This is a genomic window from Citrobacter sp. RHB35-C17, assembly GCF_013816795.1.
GTDB classification, from domain to species: domain Bacteria; phylum Pseudomonadota; class Gammaproteobacteria; order Enterobacterales; family Enterobacteriaceae; genus Citrobacter_A; species Citrobacter_A amalonaticus.
On the sequence record NZ_CP057150.1, the window covers coordinates 2,767,053 to 2,788,658 of the forward strand.

25 protein-coding genes and 3 tRNA genes are annotated in these 21,606 nt (G+C 52.7%); 16 read left to right on the forward strand and 12 right to left on the reverse strand.

The features are described 5' to 3' along the window. Positions 1-4 precede the first annotated feature (4 nt). The 7 genes from fliM to rcsA all read left to right on the forward strand — a co-directional run bounded on the left by fliM (position 5) and on the right by rcsA (position 4,518). Complete coding sequence (fliM, locus tag HVZ37_RS13145; RefSeq protein WP_042318275.1) at positions 5-1,009, forward strand: flagellar motor switch protein FliM; 1,005 nt, start codon at positions 5-7, stop codon at positions 1,007-1,009. Beyond that, entirely contained in the window at positions 1,006-1,419 is a 414-nt protein-coding gene (fliN, locus tag HVZ37_RS13150; protein ID WP_042318274.1) for a flagellar motor switch protein FliN, read from the forward strand. The genes fliM and fliN overlap by 4 nt, the downstream gene beginning before the upstream one ends. Then, positions 1,419-1,796 carry a flagellar biosynthetic protein FliO gene (gene fliO / locus HVZ37_RS13155; RefSeq protein ID WP_080343230.1) on the forward strand — a complete coding sequence of 126 codons (378 nt, stop codon included), beginning with the start codon at positions 1,419-1,421 and terminating at the stop codon, positions 1,794-1,796. Before fliN ends, fliO begins: the two co-directional genes overlap by 1 nt. Next, entirely contained in the window at positions 1,796-2,533 is a 738-nt protein-coding gene (gene fliP / locus HVZ37_RS13160; protein ID WP_043000284.1) for a flagellar type III secretion system pore protein FliP, read from the forward strand. The genes fliO and fliP overlap by 1 nt, the downstream gene beginning before the upstream one ends. 9 nt (positions 2,534-2,542) lie before the next feature. Beyond that, positions 2,543-2,812, forward strand: a complete 270-nt coding sequence (gene fliQ, locus HVZ37_RS13165) for a flagellar biosynthesis protein FliQ (protein WP_044257593.1) — start codon at positions 2,543-2,545, stop codon at positions 2,810-2,812. An 8-nt stretch (positions 2,813-2,820) separates the two neighbouring features. Beyond that, positions 2,821-3,615, forward strand: a complete 795-nt coding sequence (gene fliR, locus HVZ37_RS13170; RefSeq protein ID WP_043000282.1) for a flagellar biosynthetic protein FliR — start codon at positions 2,821-2,823, stop codon at positions 3,613-3,615. 279 nt (positions 3,616-3,894) lie between these two features. Next, on the forward strand, positions 3,895-4,518 hold the full coding sequence (gene rcsA / locus HVZ37_RS13175) for a transcriptional regulator RcsA (RefSeq protein ID WP_043000281.1): 624 nt from the start codon (positions 3,895-3,897) through the stop codon (positions 4,516-4,518). Between the two features lie 55 nt (positions 4,519-4,573). On the opposite strand, the gene dsrB is transcribed toward rcsA, so the two are convergent. Further along, entirely contained in the window at positions 4,574-4,762 is a 189-nt protein-coding gene (gene dsrB / locus HVZ37_RS13180) for a protein DsrB (RefSeq protein ID WP_042318262.1), read from the reverse strand. Positions 4,763-4,891: 129 nt separating this feature from the next. Here dsrB and yodD point away from each other — a divergent pair, with 129 nt between their 5' ends. Together yodD and HVZ37_RS13190 are read left to right on the forward strand one after the other, a co-directional pair. Next, a complete protein-coding gene (yodD, locus tag HVZ37_RS13185) occupies positions 4,892-5,119 on the forward strand; it encodes a YodD family peroxide/acid resistance protein (RefSeq protein WP_042318260.1) in 228 nt (75 codons plus the stop codon). Between the two features lie 290 nt (positions 5,120-5,409). Next, a complete protein-coding gene (locus HVZ37_RS13190) occupies positions 5,410-6,225 on the forward strand; it encodes a mannosyl-3-phosphoglycerate phosphatase-related protein (RefSeq protein ID WP_181627583.1) in 816 nt (271 codons plus the stop codon). On the opposite strand, the gene dgcQ is transcribed toward HVZ37_RS13190, so the two are convergent. From dgcQ to HVZ37_RS13205, 3 genes are all read right to left on the reverse strand, one after another. After that, positions 6,222-7,916, reverse strand: a complete 1,695-nt coding sequence (gene dgcQ, locus HVZ37_RS13195) for a cellulose biosynthesis regulator diguanylate cyclase DgcQ (protein ID WP_156594868.1) — start codon at positions 7,914-7,916, stop codon at positions 6,222-6,224. The two genes, HVZ37_RS13190 and dgcQ, sit on opposite strands and share 4 nt — an antisense overlap. Before the next feature lie 118 nt (positions 7,917-8,034). Further along, positions 8,035-8,217, reverse strand: a complete 183-nt coding sequence (locus tag HVZ37_RS13200) for a DUF2158 domain-containing protein (RefSeq protein ID WP_043000278.1) — start codon at positions 8,215-8,217, stop codon at positions 8,035-8,037. Between the two features lie 75 nt (positions 8,218-8,292). Next, on the reverse strand, positions 8,293-9,210 hold the full coding sequence (locus HVZ37_RS13205) for a DUF808 domain-containing protein (RefSeq protein ID WP_181628483.1): 918 nt from the start codon (positions 9,208-9,210) through the stop codon (positions 8,293-8,295). 171 nt (positions 9,211-9,381) lie between these two features. Here HVZ37_RS13205 and yedA point away from each other — a divergent pair, with 171 nt between their 5' ends. After that, positions 9,382-10,302 carry a drug/metabolite exporter YedA gene (gene yedA, locus HVZ37_RS13210; RefSeq protein ID WP_044266922.1) on the forward strand — a complete coding sequence of 307 codons (921 nt, stop codon included), beginning with the start codon at positions 9,382-9,384 and terminating at the stop codon, positions 10,300-10,302. Here yedA and HVZ37_RS13215 read toward each other — a convergent pair. From HVZ37_RS13215 to drpB, 4 genes are read right to left on the reverse strand one after another with little or no spacing between them, the layout of a single operon-like run. Continuing rightward, a complete protein-coding gene (locus HVZ37_RS13215; RefSeq protein ID WP_044257588.1) occupies positions 10,294-10,761 on the reverse strand; it encodes a very short patch repair endonuclease in 468 nt (155 codons plus the stop codon). The genes yedA and HVZ37_RS13215 overlap by 9 nt on opposite strands. Then, positions 10,742-12,175, reverse strand: a complete 1,434-nt coding sequence (locus HVZ37_RS13220; RefSeq protein ID WP_044266920.1) for a DNA cytosine methyltransferase — start codon at positions 12,173-12,175, stop codon at positions 10,742-10,744. The genes HVZ37_RS13215 and HVZ37_RS13220 overlap by 20 nt, the downstream gene beginning before the upstream one ends. Positions 12,176-12,225: 50 nt before the next feature. After that, positions 12,226-12,924: a phosphohydrolase gene (locus HVZ37_RS13225; protein ID WP_054176319.1), complete on the reverse strand. Its 699-nt coding sequence runs from the start codon at positions 12,922-12,924 to the stop codon at positions 12,226-12,228. Positions 12,925-12,976: 52 nt separating this feature from the next. Beyond that, positions 12,977-13,246, reverse strand: coding sequence for a cell division protein DrpB (gene drpB, locus HVZ37_RS13230; RefSeq protein WP_043000272.1), 270 nt, complete (start codon positions 13,244-13,246; stop codon positions 12,977-12,979). Between the two features lie 648 nt (positions 13,247-13,894). On the opposite strand from drpB, the gene ompC reads away from it, so the two are divergent. Then, a complete protein-coding gene (gene ompC / locus HVZ37_RS13235; RefSeq protein ID WP_044257584.1) occupies positions 13,895-15,076 on the forward strand; it encodes a porin OmpC in 1,182 nt (393 codons plus the stop codon). A 53-nt stretch (positions 15,077-15,129) separates the two neighbouring features. Here the strand turns inward: ompC and HVZ37_RS13240 are convergent, their stop codons facing one another. Next, complete coding sequence (locus HVZ37_RS13240) at positions 15,130-15,492, reverse strand: helix-turn-helix domain-containing protein (protein WP_043000270.1); 363 nt, start codon at positions 15,490-15,492, stop codon at positions 15,130-15,132. A gap of 101 nt (positions 15,493-15,593) precedes the next feature. Between HVZ37_RS13240 and HVZ37_RS13245 the strand changes: the two genes are divergently transcribed. Beyond that, positions 15,594-16,343: an SDR family oxidoreductase gene (locus HVZ37_RS13245; protein WP_109740346.1), complete on the forward strand. Its 750-nt coding sequence runs from the start codon at positions 15,594-15,596 to the stop codon at positions 16,341-16,343. A 145-nt stretch (positions 16,344-16,488) separates the two neighbouring features. On the opposite strand, the gene HVZ37_RS13250 is transcribed toward HVZ37_RS13245, so the two are convergent. Next, positions 16,489-16,578 (reverse strand) — tRNA-Ser (locus HVZ37_RS13250). A 93-nt stretch (positions 16,579-16,671) separates the two neighbouring features. Between HVZ37_RS13250 and mtfA the strand changes: the two genes are divergently transcribed. Both mtfA and HVZ37_RS13260 read left to right on the forward strand, forming a co-directional pair. Continuing rightward, complete coding sequence (mtfA, locus tag HVZ37_RS13255) at positions 16,672-17,469, forward strand: DgsA anti-repressor MtfA (protein ID WP_043000268.1); 798 nt, start codon at positions 16,672-16,674, stop codon at positions 17,467-17,469. A 100-nt stretch (positions 17,470-17,569) separates the two neighbouring features. After that, positions 17,570-17,645 (forward strand) — tRNA-Asn (locus HVZ37_RS13260). Between the two features lie 36 nt (positions 17,646-17,681). On the opposite strand, the gene cbl is transcribed toward HVZ37_RS13260, so the two are convergent. Continuing rightward, the gene (gene cbl, locus HVZ37_RS13265; protein ID WP_181628484.1) at positions 17,682-18,632 is read right to left on the reverse strand and encodes an HTH-type transcriptional regulator Cbl; all 951 of its coding nucleotides are present in this window, start codon (positions 18,630-18,632) and stop codon (positions 17,682-17,684) included. A gap of 101 nt (positions 18,633-18,733) precedes the next feature. After that, a complete protein-coding gene (gene nac, locus HVZ37_RS13270) occupies positions 18,734-19,651 on the reverse strand; it encodes a nitrogen assimilation transcriptional regulator NAC (RefSeq protein WP_181627584.1) in 918 nt (305 codons plus the stop codon). A 327-nt stretch (positions 19,652-19,978) separates the two neighbouring features. Here nac and HVZ37_RS13275 point away from each other — a divergent pair. Both HVZ37_RS13275 and shiA read left to right on the forward strand, forming a co-directional pair. Beyond that, positions 19,979-20,054: transfer RNA gene (locus HVZ37_RS13275), tRNA-Asn, on the forward strand. A 208-nt stretch (positions 20,055-20,262) separates the two neighbouring features. Next, complete coding sequence (gene shiA, locus HVZ37_RS13280) at positions 20,263-21,579, forward strand: shikimate transporter (RefSeq protein WP_044257580.1); 1,317 nt, start codon at positions 20,263-20,265, stop codon at positions 21,577-21,579. Positions 21,580-21,606: the final 27 nt, after the last annotated feature.

A 21,606-nucleotide genomic window follows, 5' to 3' on the forward strand; every position in this document is an offset into this window, starting at 1 on the left:
AGACATGGGCGACAGTATTCTTTCTCAGGCTGAAATCGATGCACTGTTGAATGGCGACAGCGACACGAAAGACGAGCCGACTCCGGGTATCGCGGGCGAAAGCGAAATTCGCCCGTACGATCCCAATACCCAGCGTCGCGTAGTGCGCGAGCGTCTGCAGGCGCTGGAGATCATCAACGAACGTTTTGCCCGTCAGTTCCGGATGGGGTTGTTTAACCTGTTGCGTCGTAGTCCGGATATCACCGTCGGCGCGATCCGCATTCAGCCGTATCACGAGTTTGCTCGTAACCTGCCGGTACCGACCAACCTGAACCTGATCCACCTGAAGCCGCTGCGCGGTACGGGTCTGGTAGTGTTCTCGCCGAGCCTGGTGTTTATCGCCGTCGACAACCTGTTTGGCGGTGATGGCCGCTTCCCGACGAAAGTGGAAGGCCGCGAGTTTACCCACACCGAACAGCGCGTCATCAACCGCATGCTGAAACTGGCGCTGGAAGGTTATAGCGACGCCTGGAAGGCGATCAATCCGCTGGAAGTGGAATACGTGCGTTCTGAAATGCAGGTGAAGTTTACCAACATCACCACGTCACCGAACGATATCGTGGTCAATACCCCTTTCCATGTCGAGATTGGCAACCTGACCGGTGAGTTCAACATCTGTTTGCCGTTCAGCATGATTGAACCGCTGCGCGAACTGCTGGTGAACCCGCCGCTGGAAAACTCCCGCAATGAAGATCAGAACTGGCGCGACAATCTGGTGCGTCAGGTTCAACACTCCGAGCTAGAGCTGGTGGCGAACTTTGCCGATATTCCGCTGCGCCTTTCTCAGATATTAAAACTGCAACCCGGCGATGTGCTGCCAATAGAAAAACCAGACCGCATTATTGCTCATGTGGACGGTGTACCTGTACTGACCAGCCAATACGGCACGGTTAACGGCCAGTATGCGTTACGCGTGGAACATTTGATTAACCCGATTTTGAATTCGCTGAATGAGGAACAGCCCAAATGAGTGACATGAATAATCCGTCTGATGAGAACACTGGCGCATTGGACGATCTGTGGGCTGACGCGTTGAACGAGCAAAAAACCACGACCAGCAAAAGTGCGGCCGACGCCGTTTTCCAGCAGCTTGGCGGTGGCGATGTCAGCGGCACGCTACAGGATATCGATCTGATCATGGATATTCCGGTCAAACTGACCGTCGAATTGGGCCGCACGCGGATGACCATTAAAGAGCTGCTGCGCCTGACGCAGGGTTCCGTGGTGGCGCTGGACGGCCTGGCGGGTGAACCGCTGGATATCCTGATCAACGGCTATCTGATCGCCCAGGGTGAAGTGGTGGTCGTGGCCGATAAATACGGTGTACGCATTACCGACATCATCACCCCGTCCGAGCGTATGCGTCGTCTGAGTCGTTAATCATGAAAACCCAGGCCACCGTTCAACAGCCTTCTGCCGTACCGGGCTCGCCTTTGATGCAGGTAAGCGGCGCGCTGTTGGGGATCATCCTGTTGATCCTGGTAGCCGCCTGGGTAATCAAGCGCCTGGGTTTTGCGCCGAAAGGCGGCAGTACGCGCGGCCTGAAAGTCTCCGCCAGTACCTCATTGGGTCCGCGCGAGCGGGTGGTGATTGTGGATGTTGAGGATGCACGGCTGGTGCTTGGCGTCACGGCGTCAACCATCAATGTGCTGCATACCCTCCCCCCAGCCCCTGTCGTGCCAGAAGAGACGCCGTCTGCTCCTGCCGATTTTCAGGCCATGATGAAGAGTTTGCTTAAGCGTTCCGGGAGATCCTGATGCGCCGTTTGTTATCCCTTACGCTGACCGGTCTATGGCTAATCAGCCCCGCCGCACTGGCGCAACTTCCTGGACTGGTGAGCCAACCGCTGCCCGGCGGTGGACAAAGCTGGTCGCTCCCCGTACAGACGCTGGTCTTCATCACCTCGCTGACCTTTATTCCGGCTATTTTGCTGATGATGACCAGCTTCACCCGCATCATCATCGTCTTCGGTCTGTTGCGTAATGCGCTCGGTACACCGTCCGCACCGCCAAACCAGGTGCTGCTGGGACTGGCGCTGTTCCTGACCTTTTTCATCATGTCGCCGGTCATCGACAAGATTTATGTTGAGGCCTATCAACCGTTCAGCGAAGAGAAAATCTCGATGCAGGAAGCGCTGGACAAAGGCGCACAGCCGCTACGTGAATTTATGCTGCGCCAGACCCGCGAAGCCGATCTGGCCCTGTTCGCCCGTCTGGCAAACAGCGGTCCGCTTCAGGGGCCAGAAGCGGTACCGATGCGCATTTTGCTTCCCGCCTATGTGACCAGCGAGCTGAAAACCGCGTTCCAGATCGGCTTTACGATTTTCATTCCTTTCCTGATTATCGACCTGGTGATCGCCAGCGTGCTGATGGCGCTGGGGATGATGATGGTTCCCCCGGCAACCATTGCCCTCCCGTTCAAACTGATGTTGTTCGTGCTGGTTGATGGCTGGCAACTGCTGGTGGGTTCGCTTGCACAAAGTTTCTACAGTTAGAGGCGAAAAATGACACCCGAATCGGTCATGATGATTGGCACCGAGGCCATGAAAGTTGCCCTCGCGCTTGCCGCCCCCCTGCTGCTGGTCGCACTGGTGACGGGGCTTATCATCAGTATTTTACAGGCCGCCACACAGATTAACGAAATGACGCTGTCGTTTATCCCGAAAATCGTGGCGGTGTTTACGGCGATTATCGTGGCCGGTCCGTGGATGCTGAATTTGCTGCTGGATTACGTGCGCACGCTGTTCACCAACCTGCCATACATCATCGGGTAAGACGACGGATGTTGCAGGTAACCAGCGATCAATGGCTGCAGTGGCTGAGCCTCTATTTCTGGCCGCTGCTGCGCGTACTGGCGCTGATTACTACCGCTCCGATCCTCAGTGAACGTGCCGTCCCCAAACGGGTGAAACTGGGGTTGGGGATCATCATTACCCTCGTCATTGCCCCTTCGTTGCCGCCTAACGACGTGCCGATTTTTTCGTTTAATGCGCTATGGCTGGCGATGCAGCAAATTCTGATCGGCATCGCGCTCGGCTTTACCATGCAGTTTGCCTTTGCGGCGGTGCGTACAGCGGGTGAGATTATCGGTCTGCAGATGGGGCTTTCCTTTGCCACCTTTGTCGATCCGGCAAGCCATCTGAATATGCCGGTGCTTGCCAGAATCATTGATATGCTGGCGATGCTGCTGTTCCTGACCTTTGACGGTCATCTGTGGCTGATTTCGCTGTTGGTCGACACGTTCCACACCCTGCCCATTGGCGGTAATCCGGTGAACAGCAACGCGTTTCTGGCGCTGGCCAGAGCGGGCAGCCTCATCTTCCTCAACGGGTTGATGCTGGCGCTGCCGGTCATCACCATGCTGCTAACGCTGAACCTGGCACTGGGATTACTAAATCGTATGGCACCGCAATTATCCGTATTTGTGATTGGTTTTCCGCTTACCCTGACCGTGGGCATCGCGTTAATCGCGGCATTAATGCCGTTGATTGCGCCGTTTTGTGAACACCTATTTAGCGAAATTTTCAATTTATTAGCTGATATTGTTAGTGAATTGCCCGTTAATAATAGTCCATAATGTTTATCTTGTTATTCTAAGGATTATCCTAAAGTCATTCAGTAAAAACATCTACCAGGATAACTCTCACGCGCTTTATTTGTTTTTATCTCACTCACATAACGCAACATTTACTTTACTTTAAGACAATTCCAGGCAAATTATACGTAACTTTACGGGATAGTAAGTCCGCCTGAAAACCGCAAACGCGTCTCATTAGGCGAAGCATTCGGTTCCGTTAAGTTGTGTGAGATATTCGGGTAAGGGGAATTATCGTTACGCATTGAGTGAGGGTAAGCCATGTCAACGATTATTATGGATCTATGCAGTTACACCCGGCTAGGTTTGACCGGGTATCTGGTAAGCAGAGGGGTGAAAAAAAGGGAAATCAACGACATCGAGACCGTTGACGAACTCGACATCGCTTGTGATACACACCAACCTTCTGTGGTGTTTATTAATGAAGACTGTTTTATCCATGACCCAGCCAACAGTCAGCATATAAAGCAAATCATTAATCAGCATCCCAATACGTTATTTATTGTTTTTATGGCAATTGCCAATGTGCATTTTGATGAATATCTGTTAGTCAGAAAAAACTTATTGATCAGTTCAAAGTCAATAAAGCCAGAATCCCTGGACGATCTCCTTGGCGATATTCTGAAAAAAGAGACGGATTCCGCCAGTGTAATAAATTTACCGACGTTATCATTAAGTCGTACTGAGTCCAGCATGCTGCGCATGTGGATGGAAGGCCAGGGAACAATTCAAATTTCGGATCAAATGAATATCAAGGCAAAAACGGTGTCATCCCATAAGGGGAATATAAAACGAAAGATAAAGACGCATAACAAACAGGTTATCTATCATGTCGTCAGACTAACCGATAACGTGACCAACGGTATCTTTGTTAACATGCGATGAGACGTCCCGACTGGTGGATGTCCCACCAGCCGGGTTTACATCGGCTGTCGCAATCCTACTCCGCCTTCTCCACAAAGATACCATCCTGATGCCCTGACTCATTAAAGAACCAGATGCCGAGCGGGTAGTCTTCCAGCGAAACCAGGTACATTGTGCCTTCACTAAACTCTTCCACTGCCAGTACCACGCCAGGACGACGAGAACCGCCGTCCGTTTTGACTGTGACCCGATCATTCACCTTCATCATTATCCTCCTGTGGCTTTGTGCCAGTGTAGAACAAAAACCGCTGACTGACAGCGTCTGAGCGGTTCGATTGCGGGTTTTCTCAACGGTCTATACTTAGTCTGTGGCACGGTGAATGACGAGGTTGAAATGAAGACCGCGAAAGAGTACAGCGATACCGCAAAACGTGAAGTCAGCGTCGATGTTGACGCGTTGCTGGCGGCGATTAATGAAATCAGCGAGAGTGAGATCCATCGTAGCGGAAACGACCCGGACAGAGTCAGTGTGGATGGCCGTGAGTATCATACATGGCATGAATTGGCCGAGGCGTTTGAGCTCGACATCCATGATTTTAGCGTGACAGAAATTAATCGATGAGCTGCAGCGAAAAAAATCCCGACCCTGACGGGTCGGGATGAAACTTGCTTATGCAAGAAGCACTTGAAAATTCGTTACACCAGGAAATCTGATGTACGCTAAACCTTATCTGCAATTTTTTTGCATGACAAGCAAATATTTTTCAGACAAATGATTAATCCTTCTAATGGTTGGAACGGACCGGCTGCCAGCGCGCCTGATGACGGGATCGATCCCATTTTCCCTTCAGGCCAAACACCCTGTTTTTAGGATTTATCCAGAATACGGCAACCCACGTGACAGGAATAAAAATGCTTTCACTCGACGCTCCATTGCTGATTTTTACCGATCTGGATGGCACGCTGCTGGACAGTCACACTTATGACTGGCAGCCTGCCGCCGCCTGGCTCGCCCGACTGCGTGAGAAAAATATTCCGCTGATCCTGTGCAGCAGCAAAACGGCGGCGGAAATGCTGCACATCCAGAAGTTACTCGGCTTACAGGGATTGCCGCTGATTGCTGAGAATGGAGCCGTGGTTGAACTGGACAGCCGTTGGCAGACGCATCCTGACTTCCCGCGACAGATAGCCGGTGCTTCACATGCTGAAATTAGCGCCGTGATTAACAAACTTCGTACCCGATCCTCGTTTAAATTTACGACGTTTGATGATGTCGATGAATCCACCATCGCCGAGTGGACTGGCCTGACACATGCCCAGGCCAGCTTAACGCGCCTGCATGAAGCCTCAGTCACGCTGATCTGGCGCGACAGCGATGATCGAATGGCCGACTTCACCCGACAGCTAAACGACCTGGGATTACAGTTTGTTCAGGGCGCGCGATTCTGGCATGTCCTGGATGCCAGCGCTGGAAAAGATCAGGCTGCAAACGGGCTGATTGATCTCTATCAGCGCCAGTGGAAGCGACGTCCGGTCACGGTCGGACTGGGTGATGGCCCGAATGACGCGCCACTGCTGGAGGCGATGGATTACGCCGTCATCGTGAAAGGCTTAAGTCGCGAAGGGGTAATTTTACGCCCCGACAGCACCGCGCAGGTTTACCGCACGCAGCGAGAGGGACCGGAAGGCTGGGACGAAGGCATGACCCATTTTTTCGCCACGCCTTAGCCTTTATCCGAGACACAGACCCGGTTACGGCCTGCCTGTTTTGCCAGGTAGAGTCTACGGTCCGCCAGTGACTGGAGCTGCTCAAAATCATAGTCTCCGGTCTCCTGGGTACTGCTCACCCCGAGTGAGGCGCTAATCCACAACGTGGCACTTTTCGCCACCAGAATCTCTTTCTCATTCAGCCGCAGGCGGATGCGCTCAGCTATCTGCTCCGCCTGCGCCAGAGACGTTTCCGGCAGGACCACACAGAACTCCTCCCCGCCGACTCGCCCTGCAACATCATAAGTACGCAACGTCCCGCTGATTAAGCCTGCGGCATGCGTTAACACCCGATCCCCGGCCTGATGACCAAAGCGATCATTAATACTTTTGAAGTGGTCCAGATCGATCTGAATAACCGACAGCGGTTGTTTTTGCGTTCGGCAACGCTGAGTCAAGTGCTTAGCTTTTTCAAAGAGCGCGCCGCGGTTATACAAGCGGGTCAGCGTATCGTGCCAGGCCTGCCACTGGAGTGAACTTTGCAGCACAAACATATTGCTGACCATTTGACGGATGACCACCCAGGAGATGATCAGCATCGCGGTGAACAGCGCCCACAGTAACGCCAGCGCAATACTGATGCTGCCGAAATCGCCGTGTACCCCTTCGCTTAAGGTATGTACCCGCACCAGTACGCCATCGAAATGATCCAGACGTTGCCAACTGATGTAGCGGCTCCCCATGCGCAAACCGCCTACGGTATCCTGTTCGATATCGTGCGCGAGCATCGCCAGTTCGCGCTCATCAAAGGTGTTCGCGTTTCTCAATTCCGCCGAGGAACCGGCCAGCAGCTTCAGTTTGCTGTCATAGAGTTGATACACCCCCTCCACGTCCTTATCGATGGCTTCATCCATAAACCGTTCGACTGCCGACACGGGGATGGTCATCGCCAGCACGCCAAGCCAGTAAAAGTGATAATCCAGCGGTACGCTAACGGTCACGCGCTGCTGCTCGTAAGAGAGATCGGGTGACGGCGTGGTGAACCAGCGTACGCCGCGCATGCGGTTTTTTCGCTGCGACTGCTCGGTAAACCAGGGTTGGATCACGTAGTGGTAATATCGGGTAGTAATATCGCTGGACAGCGATGTCGGTAACGTGGAGACGTAAAAGCCCGCGCGCGAGACATACATCGCCTGTTGCGACATCGATGTACGGATGATCGCTAAACGCAACAAATAGCCGACTTCCAGCGCGGCGGTCAGCTCGTTATTCAGCGATTGATCGTCACGCGAGAGCAACTGAGTTTGACTTACAAACGCATCAGAAACGCCATTCAGCGGCAGCGTCCGTCGCTTATCCAGCTCAAGCTGCCAGACGCGTGAATGACGCAACTGCTCAAAATGGGTAACCGCATCTCTTAAGACCGAAAACCCCAGCGGGGTGATCAGCGCCTCATGCATCCCGTCACGCAGAAACAGCAGTTTATCCACATTGAATTGCAACTGCTTGTCGAGCGAGTTGGCGACATTTTCCAGATGATTACGCTGGCTGGAGATATAGGCGTCTTCCAGGACGACCACTTCCCGCCAGGTCAGAAGAGTCGAAAAAAACATGACAATCAGAAAGCAGAGATTCACGACGTGGCCAGGGCCGAGTCGCCGCGCCAACGTTTTCAGCCAGCCCCCGTTTTCCATCGTTGCTTCGTGCGGCACTCTGCCCACTCCCTACTCGCTGTTGCTTTCCTAATCCTGGCATAACGCAGTACGTTACGTATTGTTGCCGTCACGCATTTTTTAAGAAAACGCCCGACATCCGCCGGGCGTTTTGTCATCAGGCTTCATCACACCGTCTACAGGTAGCGCCAGCGACGAGTTCATACTCATGGAATGCCTCTCGCTTGACGCCAAACCCATCATACCACCGACACTCCACCATACCGCTGGAATAGCCGGTGACAATCATACGCGGACCGCCCTCTTTCACAGTCACTTCCTCACTGACCAAAAAAACCATGTTACCTCCTGTATCCAGTGAACGTTTTCACCTTAGACGAGGATGTCCGGTTTTGCCTCATTCTGAGGAAGACTTTTAGTGCGCAACCCCGCGCATTCTGGCAACGGCTTTCACCAGCAGCACAACGATGGCACCGATGATAAACCCCAATACCAGATTCAGCAGCGTCGGTAAAATCAACGCCACCACAGCATTTTGCTGCTGGGCAAACTGTTCAATGGCATGATGCAACGGCGCAATACCGTGTACCACAATTCCCCCGCCCACCAGGAACATGGCCAGCGTACCCACCACCGACAGTGATTTCATCAGCCACGGCGCGACAACCAGCAGCCCTTTCCCTAATGTCTGCGCCAGCACGCTGGTTTTTTCTGCCAGCCAGTACCCCATATCATCCAGCTTAACGATGAGACCAACCAGGCCATAAACGCCAATGGTCACCACCAGCGCGATGCCTGACAAAACCAGCACCTGGTTGAGCAACGGCGCCTCGGCCACAATCCCGAGCGTAATCGCCACGATCTCTGCTGAAAGAATAAAGTCGGTTCGCACTGCGCCTTTGATTTTATCTTTCTCAAACGACAGCGGATCCTGCGCCGCCAGCGCTTCCAGCCGCCGCTGTCGCTCAGCCGGATCTTCTTTGTGTTTTCGCGATTCGAAGGTGTGCAGGACTTTCTCCACGCCCTCAAAACAGAGGAAGGCACCGCCAATCATCAACAACGGCGTAATCGCCCAGGGAATAAAGGCGCTGATGAGCAGCGCCAGCGGCACCAGGATCACTTTGTTAACCAGCGAGCCTTTCGCAACGCTCCAGACCACCGGCAACTCGCGGTTTGCTCTTACCCCCGTCACCTGCTGCGCGTTAAGCGACAGGTCATCCCCCAGTACACCAGCGGTTTTCTTCGCGGCCAGTTTGCCCATCATCGAGATGTCATCCAACAGCGTGGCGATATCATCGAGTAAGGTCAGTAAGCTACTTCCTGCCAAAATTATTCCCTCATTTTTTTATTCTTGAAGCGTTAAGTATGGAGTAAAACACGCGAGGCCGAAACTGGTGTTATTCGTCAACATTTTTTTAACAAGACGCATGAATTATATCGCTCGCCAGCCTGATAGTTTTCGCGTTTACTATGTCGCTTGTTAGCGTTTTTCACGTGAGGGATTATGCGTTTCAGGCAGTTGTTACCGCTTTTCAGCGCGCTGTTCGCGCTGTATATCATCTGGGGTTCCACCTATTTCGTCATCCGTATCGGTGTGGAAAGTTGGCCGCCGCTGATGATGGCTGGCGTGCGCTTTCTCGCCGCCGGGGGACTGTTAACCGCCTTTTTACTACTGCGCGGCCATAAACTGCCGCCGCTTCGTCCTCTGCTTAACGCGGCGCTGATTGGTATTTTACTGCTGGCCGTCGGCAACGGTCTGGTTACCCTGGCGGAGCATCAAAACGTCCCTTCCGGGATCGCGGCGGTCGTGGTGGCGACGGTGCCGCTATTCACTCTGTGCTTTAGCCATTTCTTTGGCATTAAAACCCGCAGGCTCGAATGGCTGGGGATTGCGATTGGGCTGGCGGGGATCGTGATGCTCAACAGCGGTGGTAATCTGAGCGGCAATCCGTGGGGGGCGATATTAATTCTGATCGGTTCGATCAGTTGGGCGTTTGGCTCCGTCTACGGTTCGCGTATTACGCTACCGGTGGGGATGATGGCCGGCGCAATAGAGATGCTCGCCGCCGGGATCGTACTGATGTGTGCCTCACTGCTCAGCGGTGAAAAACTGACCGCGCTGCCGTCGCTGTCAGGCTTGCTGGCGGTCGGCTACCTGGCGTTGTTTGGTTCCATCATTGCCATCAATGCCTATATGTATTTGATCCGTAACGTCAGCCCCGCGCTGGCAACCAGTTATGCCTATGTGAATCCGGTCGTTGCGGTGTTACTGGGGACGGGACTGGGAGGTGAACGTCTGGCGCCGATTGAATGGCTGGCGCTGGGGGTCATTGTCTTTGCGGTCGTTCTGGTCACGTTGGGGAAATACCTTTTCCCGGCCAAACCGATGCCTGACGCGGTGGAAAACAAAAAAACGTTACAGTAAATGCATCCCCTGAGTGTCGATCTGCGCGGGCGCGCCGCCGCCGCAGATCCACTCTTCAAGACGTTCTGACAGCGCAGCGTCGCTAAGCTTTTCCCGTCCGCGTAGCGCACATTCCCAGACGATCAGCACCCGCCAGCCCAGTTCCTGTAAATGCTGGATATCGCGGCGATCGCGCGCCACGTTTTTACCAATCTTATCCAGCCAGAAATCGGTGCGCGTCGCGGGCACTTTGAACAGATAACAGTGATGGTGGTGCCAGAAACAGCCGTGGGTAAAAATGACACAGCGATACTCATCCACCACAAAATCAGGACGACCGGGTAGTGAAGCATCCTGAACGCGATAGTCGAGCCCCTGCTCCGTCAGCAGCCCCGCCAGTCGTTTTTCGATAGCCGTATCGCGGGTTGCAATGGCCCGCATGTTTTTACTGCGCGTTGCCTTATCGTGAACGTCCGCCATGAGCGCTCTCTTGCTGCCGTAACGCGACCGCCGCATTAATGTTCTCTTCCAGCAATTTCGCCACGGCGGCGAACGCGGGCACGACCACCGAGTTTCCAAACTGGCGATAGGCCTGGGTGTCAGAAACAGGGATACGGAACTGGTATCCCTGCGGCGACTCGAAGCCCATTAGTCGTGCGCACTCTCTCGGCGTCAGGCGACGTGGACGATGCTGTTGATTTTGCGGATCGTCGAAATTCACTTCCCCGGTGGCGAAATCCCAACCGCGGTCGATCAGAATTTCAGCACCATCTTTGTAATAGCGCGCGGAAAGCGTTCGCGTCACGCTATTCGGATTCGCGGGATCGACCATGCCGTAGCCAAAACCGTTACCTTTCGCCTGATGTTTTTTCGCGTAGCGGTAGAGATATTTCCACAGTACAGGCGTCAACACATATTTGGCTTCAACCACTGGTTCCAGTAATTCCGCCAGCGTCGTCCGCCGCGGCGGGTAACGCGTGCTGATGTTACGCAGGGTAAAATCGCGCTTCAGGTTCAGATCGCGACGAAACCCGACCAGCACGATGCGTTCCCGGTGCTGTGGCAAAAAATGTTTGCCGTCGATGATTTTCGGATCGTCCGGGCCATTATCCTCTGCATCGGCAACGTCGTAACCCAGAGCGTCCAGCGTCTGCATAATAATGCGGAACGTTTTGCCCTGATCGTGGCTCTTCAGGTTTTTCACGTTTTCCAGAACAAAAATCGGTGGACGGCGGGCATCGATGATTCGCACAACGTCAAAGAACAGTGTTCCCTGAGTATCGCAGGCAAAACCGTGGGCGCGTCCCAGCGCATTTTTCTTCGACACCCCGGCAAGGGAAAACGGCTGGCACGGAAAGCCTGCCAGCAGGACATCATGTTGCGGCACATGCTGACGAATATGATCCGCCGCCTGACTGTCGCTGACACCTTCGCGATGGCTGAGCGTGATGTCGCGAATGTCTTCATTAAAGTGGTGGCTGGCCGGGTCGCAGTAATAGTTAGCTTTATAGGTACGCACCGCATGTTTGTTCCACTCGCTGGTAAACACGCACTGGCCGCCTATCGCCTCAAATCCGCGACGAATACCGCCAATACCGGCAAAGAGATCGATAAAGCGGAAGGCATAGTGCGGATGGTGCGCTGGCGGCGTGGGCAACAGGGTACGCAAAAACCCCGACTCTCGTTCGCTTAATCGGTGCCAGGCGGAGGCATTCGCCACCACGCGCTTTAAAATGGCCGGACTCCAGTGGTTCTCGCCGATTCCATTCAGATGAGCCACCAGCGTTTTAACATCATAAATTTCCAACAATTTCGCCAATAACGCCTGCGCAACGTCTGCATTGCTGTCTGTTGCGGGAACCAGCGAACCTGTTACTGAAAGATTTTGCTGCATATCGTTAACCGACCAAAAAAGAGTGGCGTCAGGTTAACATAAAATTGGCCTCACGAGTGGCTGGGACTAAACGTGCGGATCACCGCCGGATCGACAGATTCGTACTCCCCTTTTAGCTCCGCGCTCAGTTTTGCCATGTAGTTCACCAGGAAGCCGGCATTATGCCGGGCCAGTTCCCGGCCACGCTCGGTTTGCATGGTGTCGGGCAACGCCAGTAATTTGGTCTGGAAGTGATCAAGGGCAAACTGTTTATCGTTGAGCGCTCGCCGCTCGGCGAAGGGGTCTTCGCCATCAAAAAGCGCCACGCCTAACGCGCCGGAAACTGCAAAAACACGCGCCAGCCCAATCGCGCCCAGCGCTTCAAGCCTGTCGGCATCCTGAACAATTTTCGCTTCCAGAGTGAGGGGGGCAATATTTGCGCTAAAACTGTGGGCTTCAATCGCATGGCAAACCGAGGCCAGTTGCGACTCGGGGAAAGCGGGAAAATCACGGATGAGGATACGGCGGGTTTCTGCCGCCGCCAGGACCGACGAGCGATAACGATCCGGATGATTTTTGGCAAGGCTGACAATGTCATGAAAATAACACGCGGTCAGCACGACCAGCTCATCGACCGTCTGTCCCTCCATCAACTGTCGGGATGTCGCCCAGACGCGGCGGAAGTGAAAAATATCATGCGCGGCGTCCTGCCGGGTGTGATGATGGCATAGCCATGCTTCAAATTGTGATTGCCAGTGCTGAAGATCCACAGTGCCTCCCGTACGTTAAGAAAGGCTACAGTAGCAAGTTTCTCCGGCAGCTTCACGTTGGCTGACGACGCGGGCGCGTATACCAGGCGATGCCGCCAAGAATCAGCCCCACCAGCCCAAGTACCAGAAACCCCAGCAAAGCCCCCATCCATTTTCCGCTGGTTGAGCCAAGCGAACTTTCAAATCCGGCAACCGGAATTGACTGGATGTGGCTGATCACCCAGGCATAACGAAGCATGGCCCAGACAAAATAGACGCAGAAAGCGTAAAACACCCACAATGCCAGTTTACCGCCCAGACTCCGCGTTGCTTTTTCTTCCATACTGCTCAAAGGAAACTCCATTTTTGTGACGTAACTCGAAAGATTTTTTTTGCTCTTTTTTGTGATTATAGTCACATTTTTCTGTTCTGTGCGTCACAATATAGCCACGAATCATTGATTTTGCAGATGTATTGATCCAGGGCAATTTTAGTTATGTCACAAAACACTCTGTTATTTCCGTTTATTTTCAAAAATATCCAGACTCCTGTTTATTTACTCATATCATAAACAAATAAAACGCCAACCCATCAATCTGGTTTTTGTTTTATATTAATCATGGCACTATAAACGTGTTATTAGCCTTTTTATCATTTAATCATTTTTTTATAACCGGCATTTATGCCGGTTTTTTTTAATTATCACATTCGGCAAATGGGTACGATTGTCATCTGGAAAACATCCAAGTCATCAATATCAAAACAAAAAAGCATAAATACTTGATATTAAACCATAAAGATCATGAATTTGTTTTATATTTATCATACAATATGAATTATAAATACCCACATTGAAACATTTAGAAATATTTAAAATACAATTGTTACATGTTATTTTTAAAATAAAATGAACTCCTGGAATAGTATCCAGACGTGCTCTTCTGGAAAGCAGCACTTATTCATGAAGATTATTATCATAAGGGAATACATAATGAAAAGAAAAGTATTGGCAATGCTCGTTCCAGCATTATTGATTGCTGGCGCAGCCCATTCTGCTGAAGTCTATAATAAAGACGGCAATAAACTGGACCTCTATGGGAAAGTGGATGGACTGCACTACTTCTCAGACAACACTGACAGTGATGGCGACATGTCCTATGTGCGTCTGGGCTTCAAGGGTGAAACCCAGATCATGGATCAACTGACTGGTTACGGTCAGTGGGAATATAACATTAACGCAAGCGGTACCGAAGGTGACAAAGGCGATTCCGCAACGCGTCTGGGCTTCGCGGGTTTAGGTTTCGGTCAGAATGGTACCTTCGACTATGGTCGTAACTACGGCGTGGTTTATGACGTCGAAGCGTGGACCGATATGCTGCCGGAATTTGGTGGTGACTCCTACACCCAGACCGACGTCTATATGCTGGGTCGTACTAACGGCGTAGCCACCTACCGTAACAAAGGCTTTTTTGGTCAGGTTGATGGCCTGAACTTCGCGCTGCAGTATCAGGGCAACAATGAAGGCGCAAGTTTTGGCCAGGAAGGCTCGGGCAATAGCACAAATCGTAAACTGGCCCAGGAAAACGGCGACGGTTTCGGTATGTCCACCTCTTATGACTTTGACTTCGGTTTAAGCCTGGGTGCTGCCTATTCTTCATCTGACCGCACGGATGATCAGGTTTCTCGCGGATATGGCGATCGTTCTCGTGCCAACAACTACGCCGGTGGTGAAACAGCTGAAGCCTGGACCATTGGCGCGAAATATGACGCGAACAATATCTATCTGGCCACGATGTATGCCGAAACTCGCAACATGACCTATTACGGCGGCGGTAAAGGTGAAACCAATGGCGGTATTGCCAACCAGACCAAAAACTTTGAAGCGGTTGCACAGTACCAGTTCGATTTCGGTCTGCGCCCTTCTATCGCCTACCTGGTATCTAAAGGGAAGGAACTGGGTGGTCAGGATCATGATGGTGATGGTAACCCACGCTACACCGACAAAGATCTGGTGAAATATGTTGATGTAGGTATGACTTACTACTTCAACAAAAACATGTCCACCTACGTTGATTACAAAATCAACCTGCTGGATAACGATGACCATTTCTATGCAGACAATGGCATCGCGACCGATGATATCGTTGCTGTGGGCTTAGTGTATCAGTTCTAATCGCCAGAATAATTCCAGGCCCGCTTCCGGCGGGCTTTTTTGTGCCTGAAATGTCACTCAGTATTGAGCTTGTCGCCATTTTCCCGCATCCAGTCAGCCAGAGGCGCCAGTGCACCATGCATGGTCAATCCCAATGGCGTTATCTGATACTCAACGCGCGGTGGAATTTCCGGATAAACTGTACGTGACACCAGTCCGCGTAACTCAAATAAACGCAGCTGTTTTGTCAGCTCTTTTTGCGTAATGGGGGCTGCAGCCCGCAATAACTCGCCGAAACGCACCGGGGCATTCAGTACGATCAGACGGTACAAAATCGGTATTGCCCACTTTCCGGAGACCAGACTGACGAAGCGAGTCATCGGACAGGGTTGATGCTGAACATTTTTCTCCGTTACACCGTCGGCTGATTCCGCCATAGCACACCTCTTGCCTCTTTAGTATCCATTTGGTACCTGGTTTCCTTTAGATACTAACGTTTCTATAGTGCATTCTCCAGAGACAATTCAGGAGAAGTAAAATGGGTCGCTTAACAGGTAAATATACGCTCATTACAGGCGGGACCAGTGGTATTGGTCTGGCAACTGCGCAGGAGTTTATTGCCGAAGGCGCGCATGTCGCTGTCACAGGACGCAATCCCGGCACGCTCGCTCAGGCCCAACGCATTCTGGGTGACAGCGCATGGGTGATTGCCACCGATGCCGGGGATATTCAGGCACAAAAAGGGCTGGCAGAAACCCTCGCTTCGCGTTGGCCGGGGCTGGATGCCGTTTTCGTCAATGCGGGTGACGTCACGCACGGACTGATCGAAGAGTGGGATGAGGCAAAGTGGGACCGCCTGATGCAAATCAATCTAAAGGGGCCTTTCTTTTTGCTGCAGGCACTGCTGCCACTTCTGAGTAATCCCTCTTCCGTGATCCTTTGCGGCTCGGTCAGCGCGCATATTGGTCTGCCAACCAGCAGCGTTTATGCCGCCAGTAAGGCCGGATTATTATCGCTCGCACGCACACTATCGGCAGAACTCTTACCCCGAGGAATACGCGTTAATGGCTTAAGTCCAGGCCCAGTTGCCACACCCGCGCTTAATAAGCTGGGACTTAGTGAAGAAGCGCAGCGCACGCTGCAAAGTGACATTGCCAGCCTGGTGCCTCTGGGACGCATGGGTACGCCAACGGAACTGGCGAAGGCCGCGCTCTATCTGGCATCTGATGAGTCGGGTTATACCGTAGGTACGGAACTACTGGTAGATGGTGGAACCGGCAATCTGTGATTCCAGGCTTCCTGGCTGTTCGTGATAGTCATTGAAAATGTGACGAACATAATGGCGCTGAAGGGAACTTCGGCGTTATATCTCTGTTCGTTTTTCTCAACGGGACGTGTGTCACTGACAACAGGAAGGGTAAGTGTTTGAATAGTGGCGGAGAGAGGGGGATTTGAACCCCCGGTAGAGTTGCCCCTACTCCGGTTTTCGAGACCGGTCCGTTCAGCCGCTCCGGCATCTCTCCGTTTTGATGGTTGCCATCATGCCAGGTAATTTGGCATTTTAACAGACCCTGTCCCTTCAATTTTGTTCAAGTGACGAGTTTGCGAGCAAATCGATGATTAAGTGGCCCTGGAAAGCACAAGACACCGCACAAAATGAGTCTGCTCAGTGGGAGGAAGCCCTTGCAATCCCCCTGCTTGTGACCCTGACCGCGCAAGAACAAGCCAGACTCATTGCGCTGGCAGAGCGATTCCTGCAACAAAAAAGGCTGGTCGCCCTTCAGGGTTTCGAACTCGACTCGCTGAAAAGCGCGCGCATCGCCCTGCTTTTCTGTCTGCCGGTTCTGGAACTGGGTATCGAATGGCTGGATGGCTTCCATGAAGTGCTGATCTACCCTGCGCCCTTTGTCGTCGATGACGAATGGGAAGATGATATTGGTCTGGTCCACAACCAGCGCGTTGTTCAGTCCGGACAAAGCTGGCAGCAAGGACCAATCATCCTGAACTGGCTGGATATTCAGGACTCCTTCGACGCCTCCGGGTTTAACCTGATTATTCATGAAGTTGCCCATAAGCTGGACATGCGTAATGGCGATCGCGCCAGCGGCATCCCGCTGATTCCTCTGCGGGAAGTCGCCAGTTGGGAGCACGACCTGCACGCCGCAATGAACAATATTCAGGATGAAATTGATCTGGTGGGTGAAACGGCATCGAGCATTGATGCCTATGCGGCGAGCGATCCGGCGGAATGTTTTGCGGTCCTGTCAGAATATTTCTTCAGCGCCCCGGAACTCTTTGCGCCACGGTTCCCCGCGCTGTGGCAACGTTTCTGCCAGTTCTATCAGCAGGACCCTCTGCAACGCCTTCGTGATAACGAAGACGATGACCCATTTGACCCTGCGCAGGTTCACTGATCCTCCATTTTGGGGATTAATTAACCACTTGAAAAAGCGTGCTAATTTTACTGTTGACACGCCGTAGCGAGGTCAGTATTATGCGCCTCGTTCACACGATTCCTCTGTAGTTCAGTCGGTAGAACGGCGGACTGTTAATCCGTATGTCACTGGTTCGAGTCCAGTCAGAGGAGCCAAATTTAAAAAGCCCGCTTTTTAGCGGGCTTTTTGCTTTATATCTGATAATCAATCGCCACGTCATCAGGCTCCATCACCTGCCGCTTGATATCCTCCACGGACAATCCCGCATTACACAGTTCGATAAATCGCCAGACGTAGTTGCGCTGGAGTTGCCCGCGCTTCAGTCCTAGCCAGACAGTATTGGCGTCAAATAGATGCCGGGTATCCAGTCGCGTCAGCGCCCCCTCTTCCTGTTCACCGCTGGACTGTTCCGCCACCAGACCAATCCCCAGTCCTAACGCGACATAGGTTTTAATCACATCGGAATCCTGCGCGCTGAGAACAATATCCGGCAGCAGACCTTTACGGGCAAAAGCTTCATCAATGCGGGAACGCCCGGTGATCCCTTGCCGATAAGTGATCAGCGGCCAGTGGGCGATCGACTCCAGCGTGAGCGGCGAAACCAGGGTCAACGGATGATTATTCGGCACTAACAGGCTGTGATACCAGCGGAACCAGGGGAAAGCAACCAAAAGAGGATCGTTGCTCAGCCGTTCGCTGGCAATACCAATATCCGCCCCGCCATTTTGTAATAACGTCTCTATTTCCTGCGGCGTTCCCTGAATTAATTCCAGACGAACTTCCGGGAATAATTCGCGGAAGGCTTTGATCACCCCCGGCAGACTGTATCGCGCTTGCGTATGAGTCGTTGCGATAGTTAACACGCCCGAGGTGTCATTAGTGAACAAATCCGCCAGTCGGCGTACGTTACTGGCTTCATTTAAAATGCGCTCGGCGATAACCAATAACGCCTTACCTGGCTCGGTCATGCCAAGCAGACGCTTGCCCCTACGGATAAATATCTCGATCCCAAGCTCATCTTCTAATTCGCGAATATGCCGACTCACCCCTGACTGAGAGGTAAAGAGCATATTGGCGACCTCCGTCAGGTTGTAATCCTGACGGGCTGCCTCACGGATAATTTTTAGCTGCTGGAAATTCACTTGTTGCTCCGGATACATCAGACATGCCGCTATTGTTAAAGTCAGATGTCCGGCATAACAAATAATAAAAACCTGCATCTTATTCCGTCATGGAATAACGTTTAACTGACCAACTGCAACTCGCGGTTATCCAGTGCTGGACTGCTCACCAGCGACATCAGGATCTCTTTCACCGCCTGTGCCTGCGGTGACAAACTCCCTCTTGCTGACATATTCAGCGACAGCGACAGGCTCATCGACGGCGAAGTAATGCGCGCCATCCAGCCATTTGCCGCACCACACAGAGAACGCGCGGCGGATTCCGGTAGCACCGTCACGCCCATGCCGCTGGCAATCGCGGCGGTCAGCGTGGCTATCGACTCAATCTCGCCGATGACTTTCGCCGTTAAACGCCGCAGTGAGAAGGCTTCATCAACCCGCAACCGGACTGCGCTGTAGTCACGAGGGAGAAAAAGATTCATCTGTGCAACAGCGGTAAGGTCTATGCTCTGCCCCGGGCAATCGCGGGTACCAACAAGGAAGAGGTCTTCTTTGAGCAGAGGTTGGCTGGTAATGCCTGCCTGCGGAGAACGCTCGTAGAGCACCGCCATATCCAGGTGACCACTCAATAATTTATCGTTCAGTACGGCCCCACTGTTTTCATGCAGATACACCAGTACCTCGGGCAGTTCTGCGCGCACCGCCTGTAGCAGCGGCATGGTGACCGACGACGCAGCAGTGCCCGGTGCAAGACCGATCGACACCTGTCCCGTTAAGGTTTGCCCAACATTACAGACAGCTAACTGCGCCTGTTCACACTGACGAAGGATCGTCCGCGCATGGGTGTAGAGGATTTTTCCCGCTTCAGTCGGCGTCACCCCTCGTTTAGTGCGAATGAGCAATTGCTGATTGAGCTCGCCTTCAAGAGTGGCAACCTGCTGACTCAGCGCGGGCTGTGCGATATGCAATACTTCAGCGGCCTGTGTCAGGCTACCAATATCGACAATTTTCACGAAATATTTCAATCGTCTGAAGTTCATTTTGCCTCCTGTCCGGAATGCCAGAACCCATGCTGGCAGTGATGTCAGGAGAGAATTGCAAGATGCTTGCCAGTTTCGGATAAGAGGAGGAATTGGTGTTAAATCGCCGTAAAATAAGCATTTATGATTGTTATCGGTAATATCGATTCTCGTCAGCGGTTTCCGATCTGCCCCATCCGGGGTAGACACGCACCAGAATGGGGCAAAGCCCACCGGAGACCGAAAGTTCACCGCTTTGCTGGTTTTGTCAGCAAACAGACGCATAATCGCATTTCCCCCTTTGACAACCCCAATCGTCGTCGCTAATATGCGCCTCGTTCACACGATTCCTCTGTAGTTCAGTCGGTAGAACGGCGGACTGTTAATCCGTATGTCACTGGTTCGAGTCCAGTCAGAGGAGCCAAATTTTGAAGAGCCCGCTTTTTAGCGGGCTTTTTGCTTTTTCGGACGCCATATCCGCTTCATTTTCCTGTTCTGCCCTTTGTGGATTAAAAATCGTTTTCTCTTCCTGTCTGTCGCGGTAGTCTCATAACAACCACTTATAGGTTGGCCGCAATGTGTGTGACTCTTATTCCCATACTAATAATAAAATCAGTACAGACAGGATTACTATGGATTCCACCCTCATCTCCACCCCCTCCGTAGAGGAAACCCCATCGCTTAATCGCGCCAGACGTGCCGCGCTGGGCAGCTTTGCCGGTGCCGTCGTCGACTGGTACGATTTTCTGCTTTATGGCATTACCGCCGCACTGGTCTTTAACCGTGAGTTTTTCCCGCAGGTCAGCCCGGCAATGGGTACGCTTGCCGCATTTGCCACCTTTGGTGTCGGTTTCCTGTTCCGTCCGCTGGGCGGCGTGATCTTCGGCCACTTCGGCGATCGCTTAGGCCGTAAGCGGATGCTGATGCTCACCGTCTGGATGATGGGTATTGCCACAGCATTGATTGGCATTCTTCCTTCATTCGCCGCTATTGGTTGGTGGGCGCCGGTACTGTTAGTACTGCTGCGCGCGATTCAGGGATTTGCGGTCGGCGGTGAATGGGGCGGTGCCGCATTACTCTCCGTAGAAAGCGCGCCAGAAAACAAAAAAGCGTTCTATAGCAGTGGTGTACAAGTGGGCTACGGCGTCGGTCTGCTGCTTTCCACAGGTCTTGTGTCATTGATCAGTTATCTGACGACCGACGAGCAGTTCCTGAGCTGGGGCTGGCGTATTCCGTTCCTGTTCAGCATCGTCCTGGTGCTTGGTGCGTTATGGGTGCGAAACGGGATGGAAGAGTCAGCAGAATTTGAACAGCAGAAACAGCAGGCACCTGAAGAGAAAAAGCGCCTGCCGGTGATGGAAGCGCTCGTACGCCATCCGGGTGCCTTTTTAAAGATTATTGCGCTCCGTCTGTGCGAACTGTTGACTATGTACATCGTTACCGCATTCGCCCTGAATTACTCGACGCAAAACCTCGGCCTGCCGCGTGAGCTCTTTCTGAATATCGGCCTGTTGGTCGGTGGGTTAAGCTGCCTGACCATCCCCTGCTTTGCCTGGCTGGCAGACCGCTTTGGCCGTCGGCGCGTCTATATTACCGGTGCGTTGATTGGCACGCTAAGCGCATTTCCGTTCTTTATGGCTCTCGAATCACAGTCGATTTTCTGGATTGTGTTCTTCTCGATCATGCTTGCTAACATTGCTCATGACATGGTGGTCTGTGTGCAGCAACCGATGTTCACCGGCATGTTCGGTGCAGGATATCGCTACAGTGGGGCTGGCGTGGGTTATCAGGTTGCCAGCGTGGTGGGCGGCGGATTCACCCCCTTCATCGCCGCGGCGCTGGTTACCTTCTCCGGTGGCGACTGGCACAGCGTGGCTATATACCTGCTGGCAGGCTGCCTGATTTCGGCCGCCACCGCATTGCTGATGAAAGATAAGCAACACGCCTGAGTTCTCTGCGAGGGCCATTCGGCTCTC

What these genes read in the sequence shown, in the direction of transcription:
- fliM (WP_042318275.1), top strand. Translation starts at nt 5, where the DNA reads ATGGGCGACAGTATTCTTTCTCAGGCTGAAATCGATGCACTGTTGAAT.
- fliN (WP_042318274.1), top strand. Translation starts at nt 1,006, where the DNA reads ATGAGTGACATGAATAATCCGTCTGATGAGAACACTGGCGCATTGGAC.
- fliP (WP_043000284.1), top strand. Translation starts at nt 1,796, where the DNA reads ATGCGCCGTTTGTTATCCCTTACGCTGACCGGTCTATGGCTAATCAGC.
- fliQ (WP_044257593.1), top strand. Translation starts at nt 2,543, where the DNA reads ATGACACCCGAATCGGTCATGATGATTGGCACCGAGGCCATGAAAGTT.
- fliR (WP_043000282.1), top strand. Translation starts at nt 2,821, where the DNA reads ATGTTGCAGGTAACCAGCGATCAATGGCTGCAGTGGCTGAGCCTCTAT.
- rcsA (WP_043000281.1), top strand. Translation starts at nt 3,895, where the DNA reads ATGTCAACGATTATTATGGATCTATGCAGTTACACCCGGCTAGGTTTG.
- dsrB (WP_042318262.1), bottom strand. Translation starts at nt 4,762, where the DNA reads ATGAAGGTGAATGATCGGGTCACAGTCAAAACGGACGGCGGTTCTCGT.
- yodD (WP_042318260.1), top strand. Translation starts at nt 4,892, where the DNA reads ATGAAGACCGCGAAAGAGTACAGCGATACCGCAAAACGTGAAGTCAGC.
- HVZ37_RS13190 (WP_181627583.1), top strand. Translation starts at nt 5,410, where the DNA reads ATGCTTTCACTCGACGCTCCATTGCTGATTTTTACCGATCTGGATGGC.
- HVZ37_RS13200 (WP_043000278.1), bottom strand. Translation starts at nt 8,217, where the DNA reads ATGGTTTTTTTGGTCAGTGAGGAAGTGACTGTGAAAGAGGGCGGTCCG.
- yedA (WP_044266922.1), top strand. Translation starts at nt 9,382, where the DNA reads ATGCGTTTCAGGCAGTTGTTACCGCTTTTCAGCGCGCTGTTCGCGCTG.
- HVZ37_RS13215 (WP_044257588.1), bottom strand. Translation starts at nt 10,761, where the DNA reads ATGGCGGACGTTCACGATAAGGCAACGCGCAGTAAAAACATGCGGGCC.
- HVZ37_RS13220 (WP_044266920.1), bottom strand. Translation starts at nt 12,175, where the DNA reads ATGCAGCAAAATCTTTCAGTAACAGGTTCGCTGGTTCCCGCAACAGAC.
- drpB (WP_043000272.1), bottom strand. Translation starts at nt 13,246, where the DNA reads ATGGAAGAAAAAGCAACGCGGAGTCTGGGCGGTAAACTGGCATTGTGG.
- ompC (WP_044257584.1), top strand. Translation starts at nt 13,895, where the DNA reads ATGAAAAGAAAAGTATTGGCAATGCTCGTTCCAGCATTATTGATTGCT.
- HVZ37_RS13240 (WP_043000270.1), bottom strand. Translation starts at nt 15,492, where the DNA reads ATGGCGGAATCAGCCGACGGTGTAACGGAGAAAAATGTTCAGCATCAA.
- HVZ37_RS13245 (WP_109740346.1), top strand. Translation starts at nt 15,594, where the DNA reads ATGGGTCGCTTAACAGGTAAATATACGCTCATTACAGGCGGGACCAGT.
- mtfA (WP_043000268.1), top strand. Translation starts at nt 16,672, where the DNA reads ATGATTAAGTGGCCCTGGAAAGCACAAGACACCGCACAAAATGAGTCT.
- nac (WP_181627584.1), bottom strand. Translation starts at nt 19,651, where the DNA reads ATGAACTTCAGACGATTGAAATATTTCGTGAAAATTGTCGATATTGGT.
- shiA (WP_044257580.1), top strand. Translation starts at nt 20,263, where the DNA reads ATGGATTCCACCCTCATCTCCACCCCCTCCGTAGAGGAAACCCCATCG.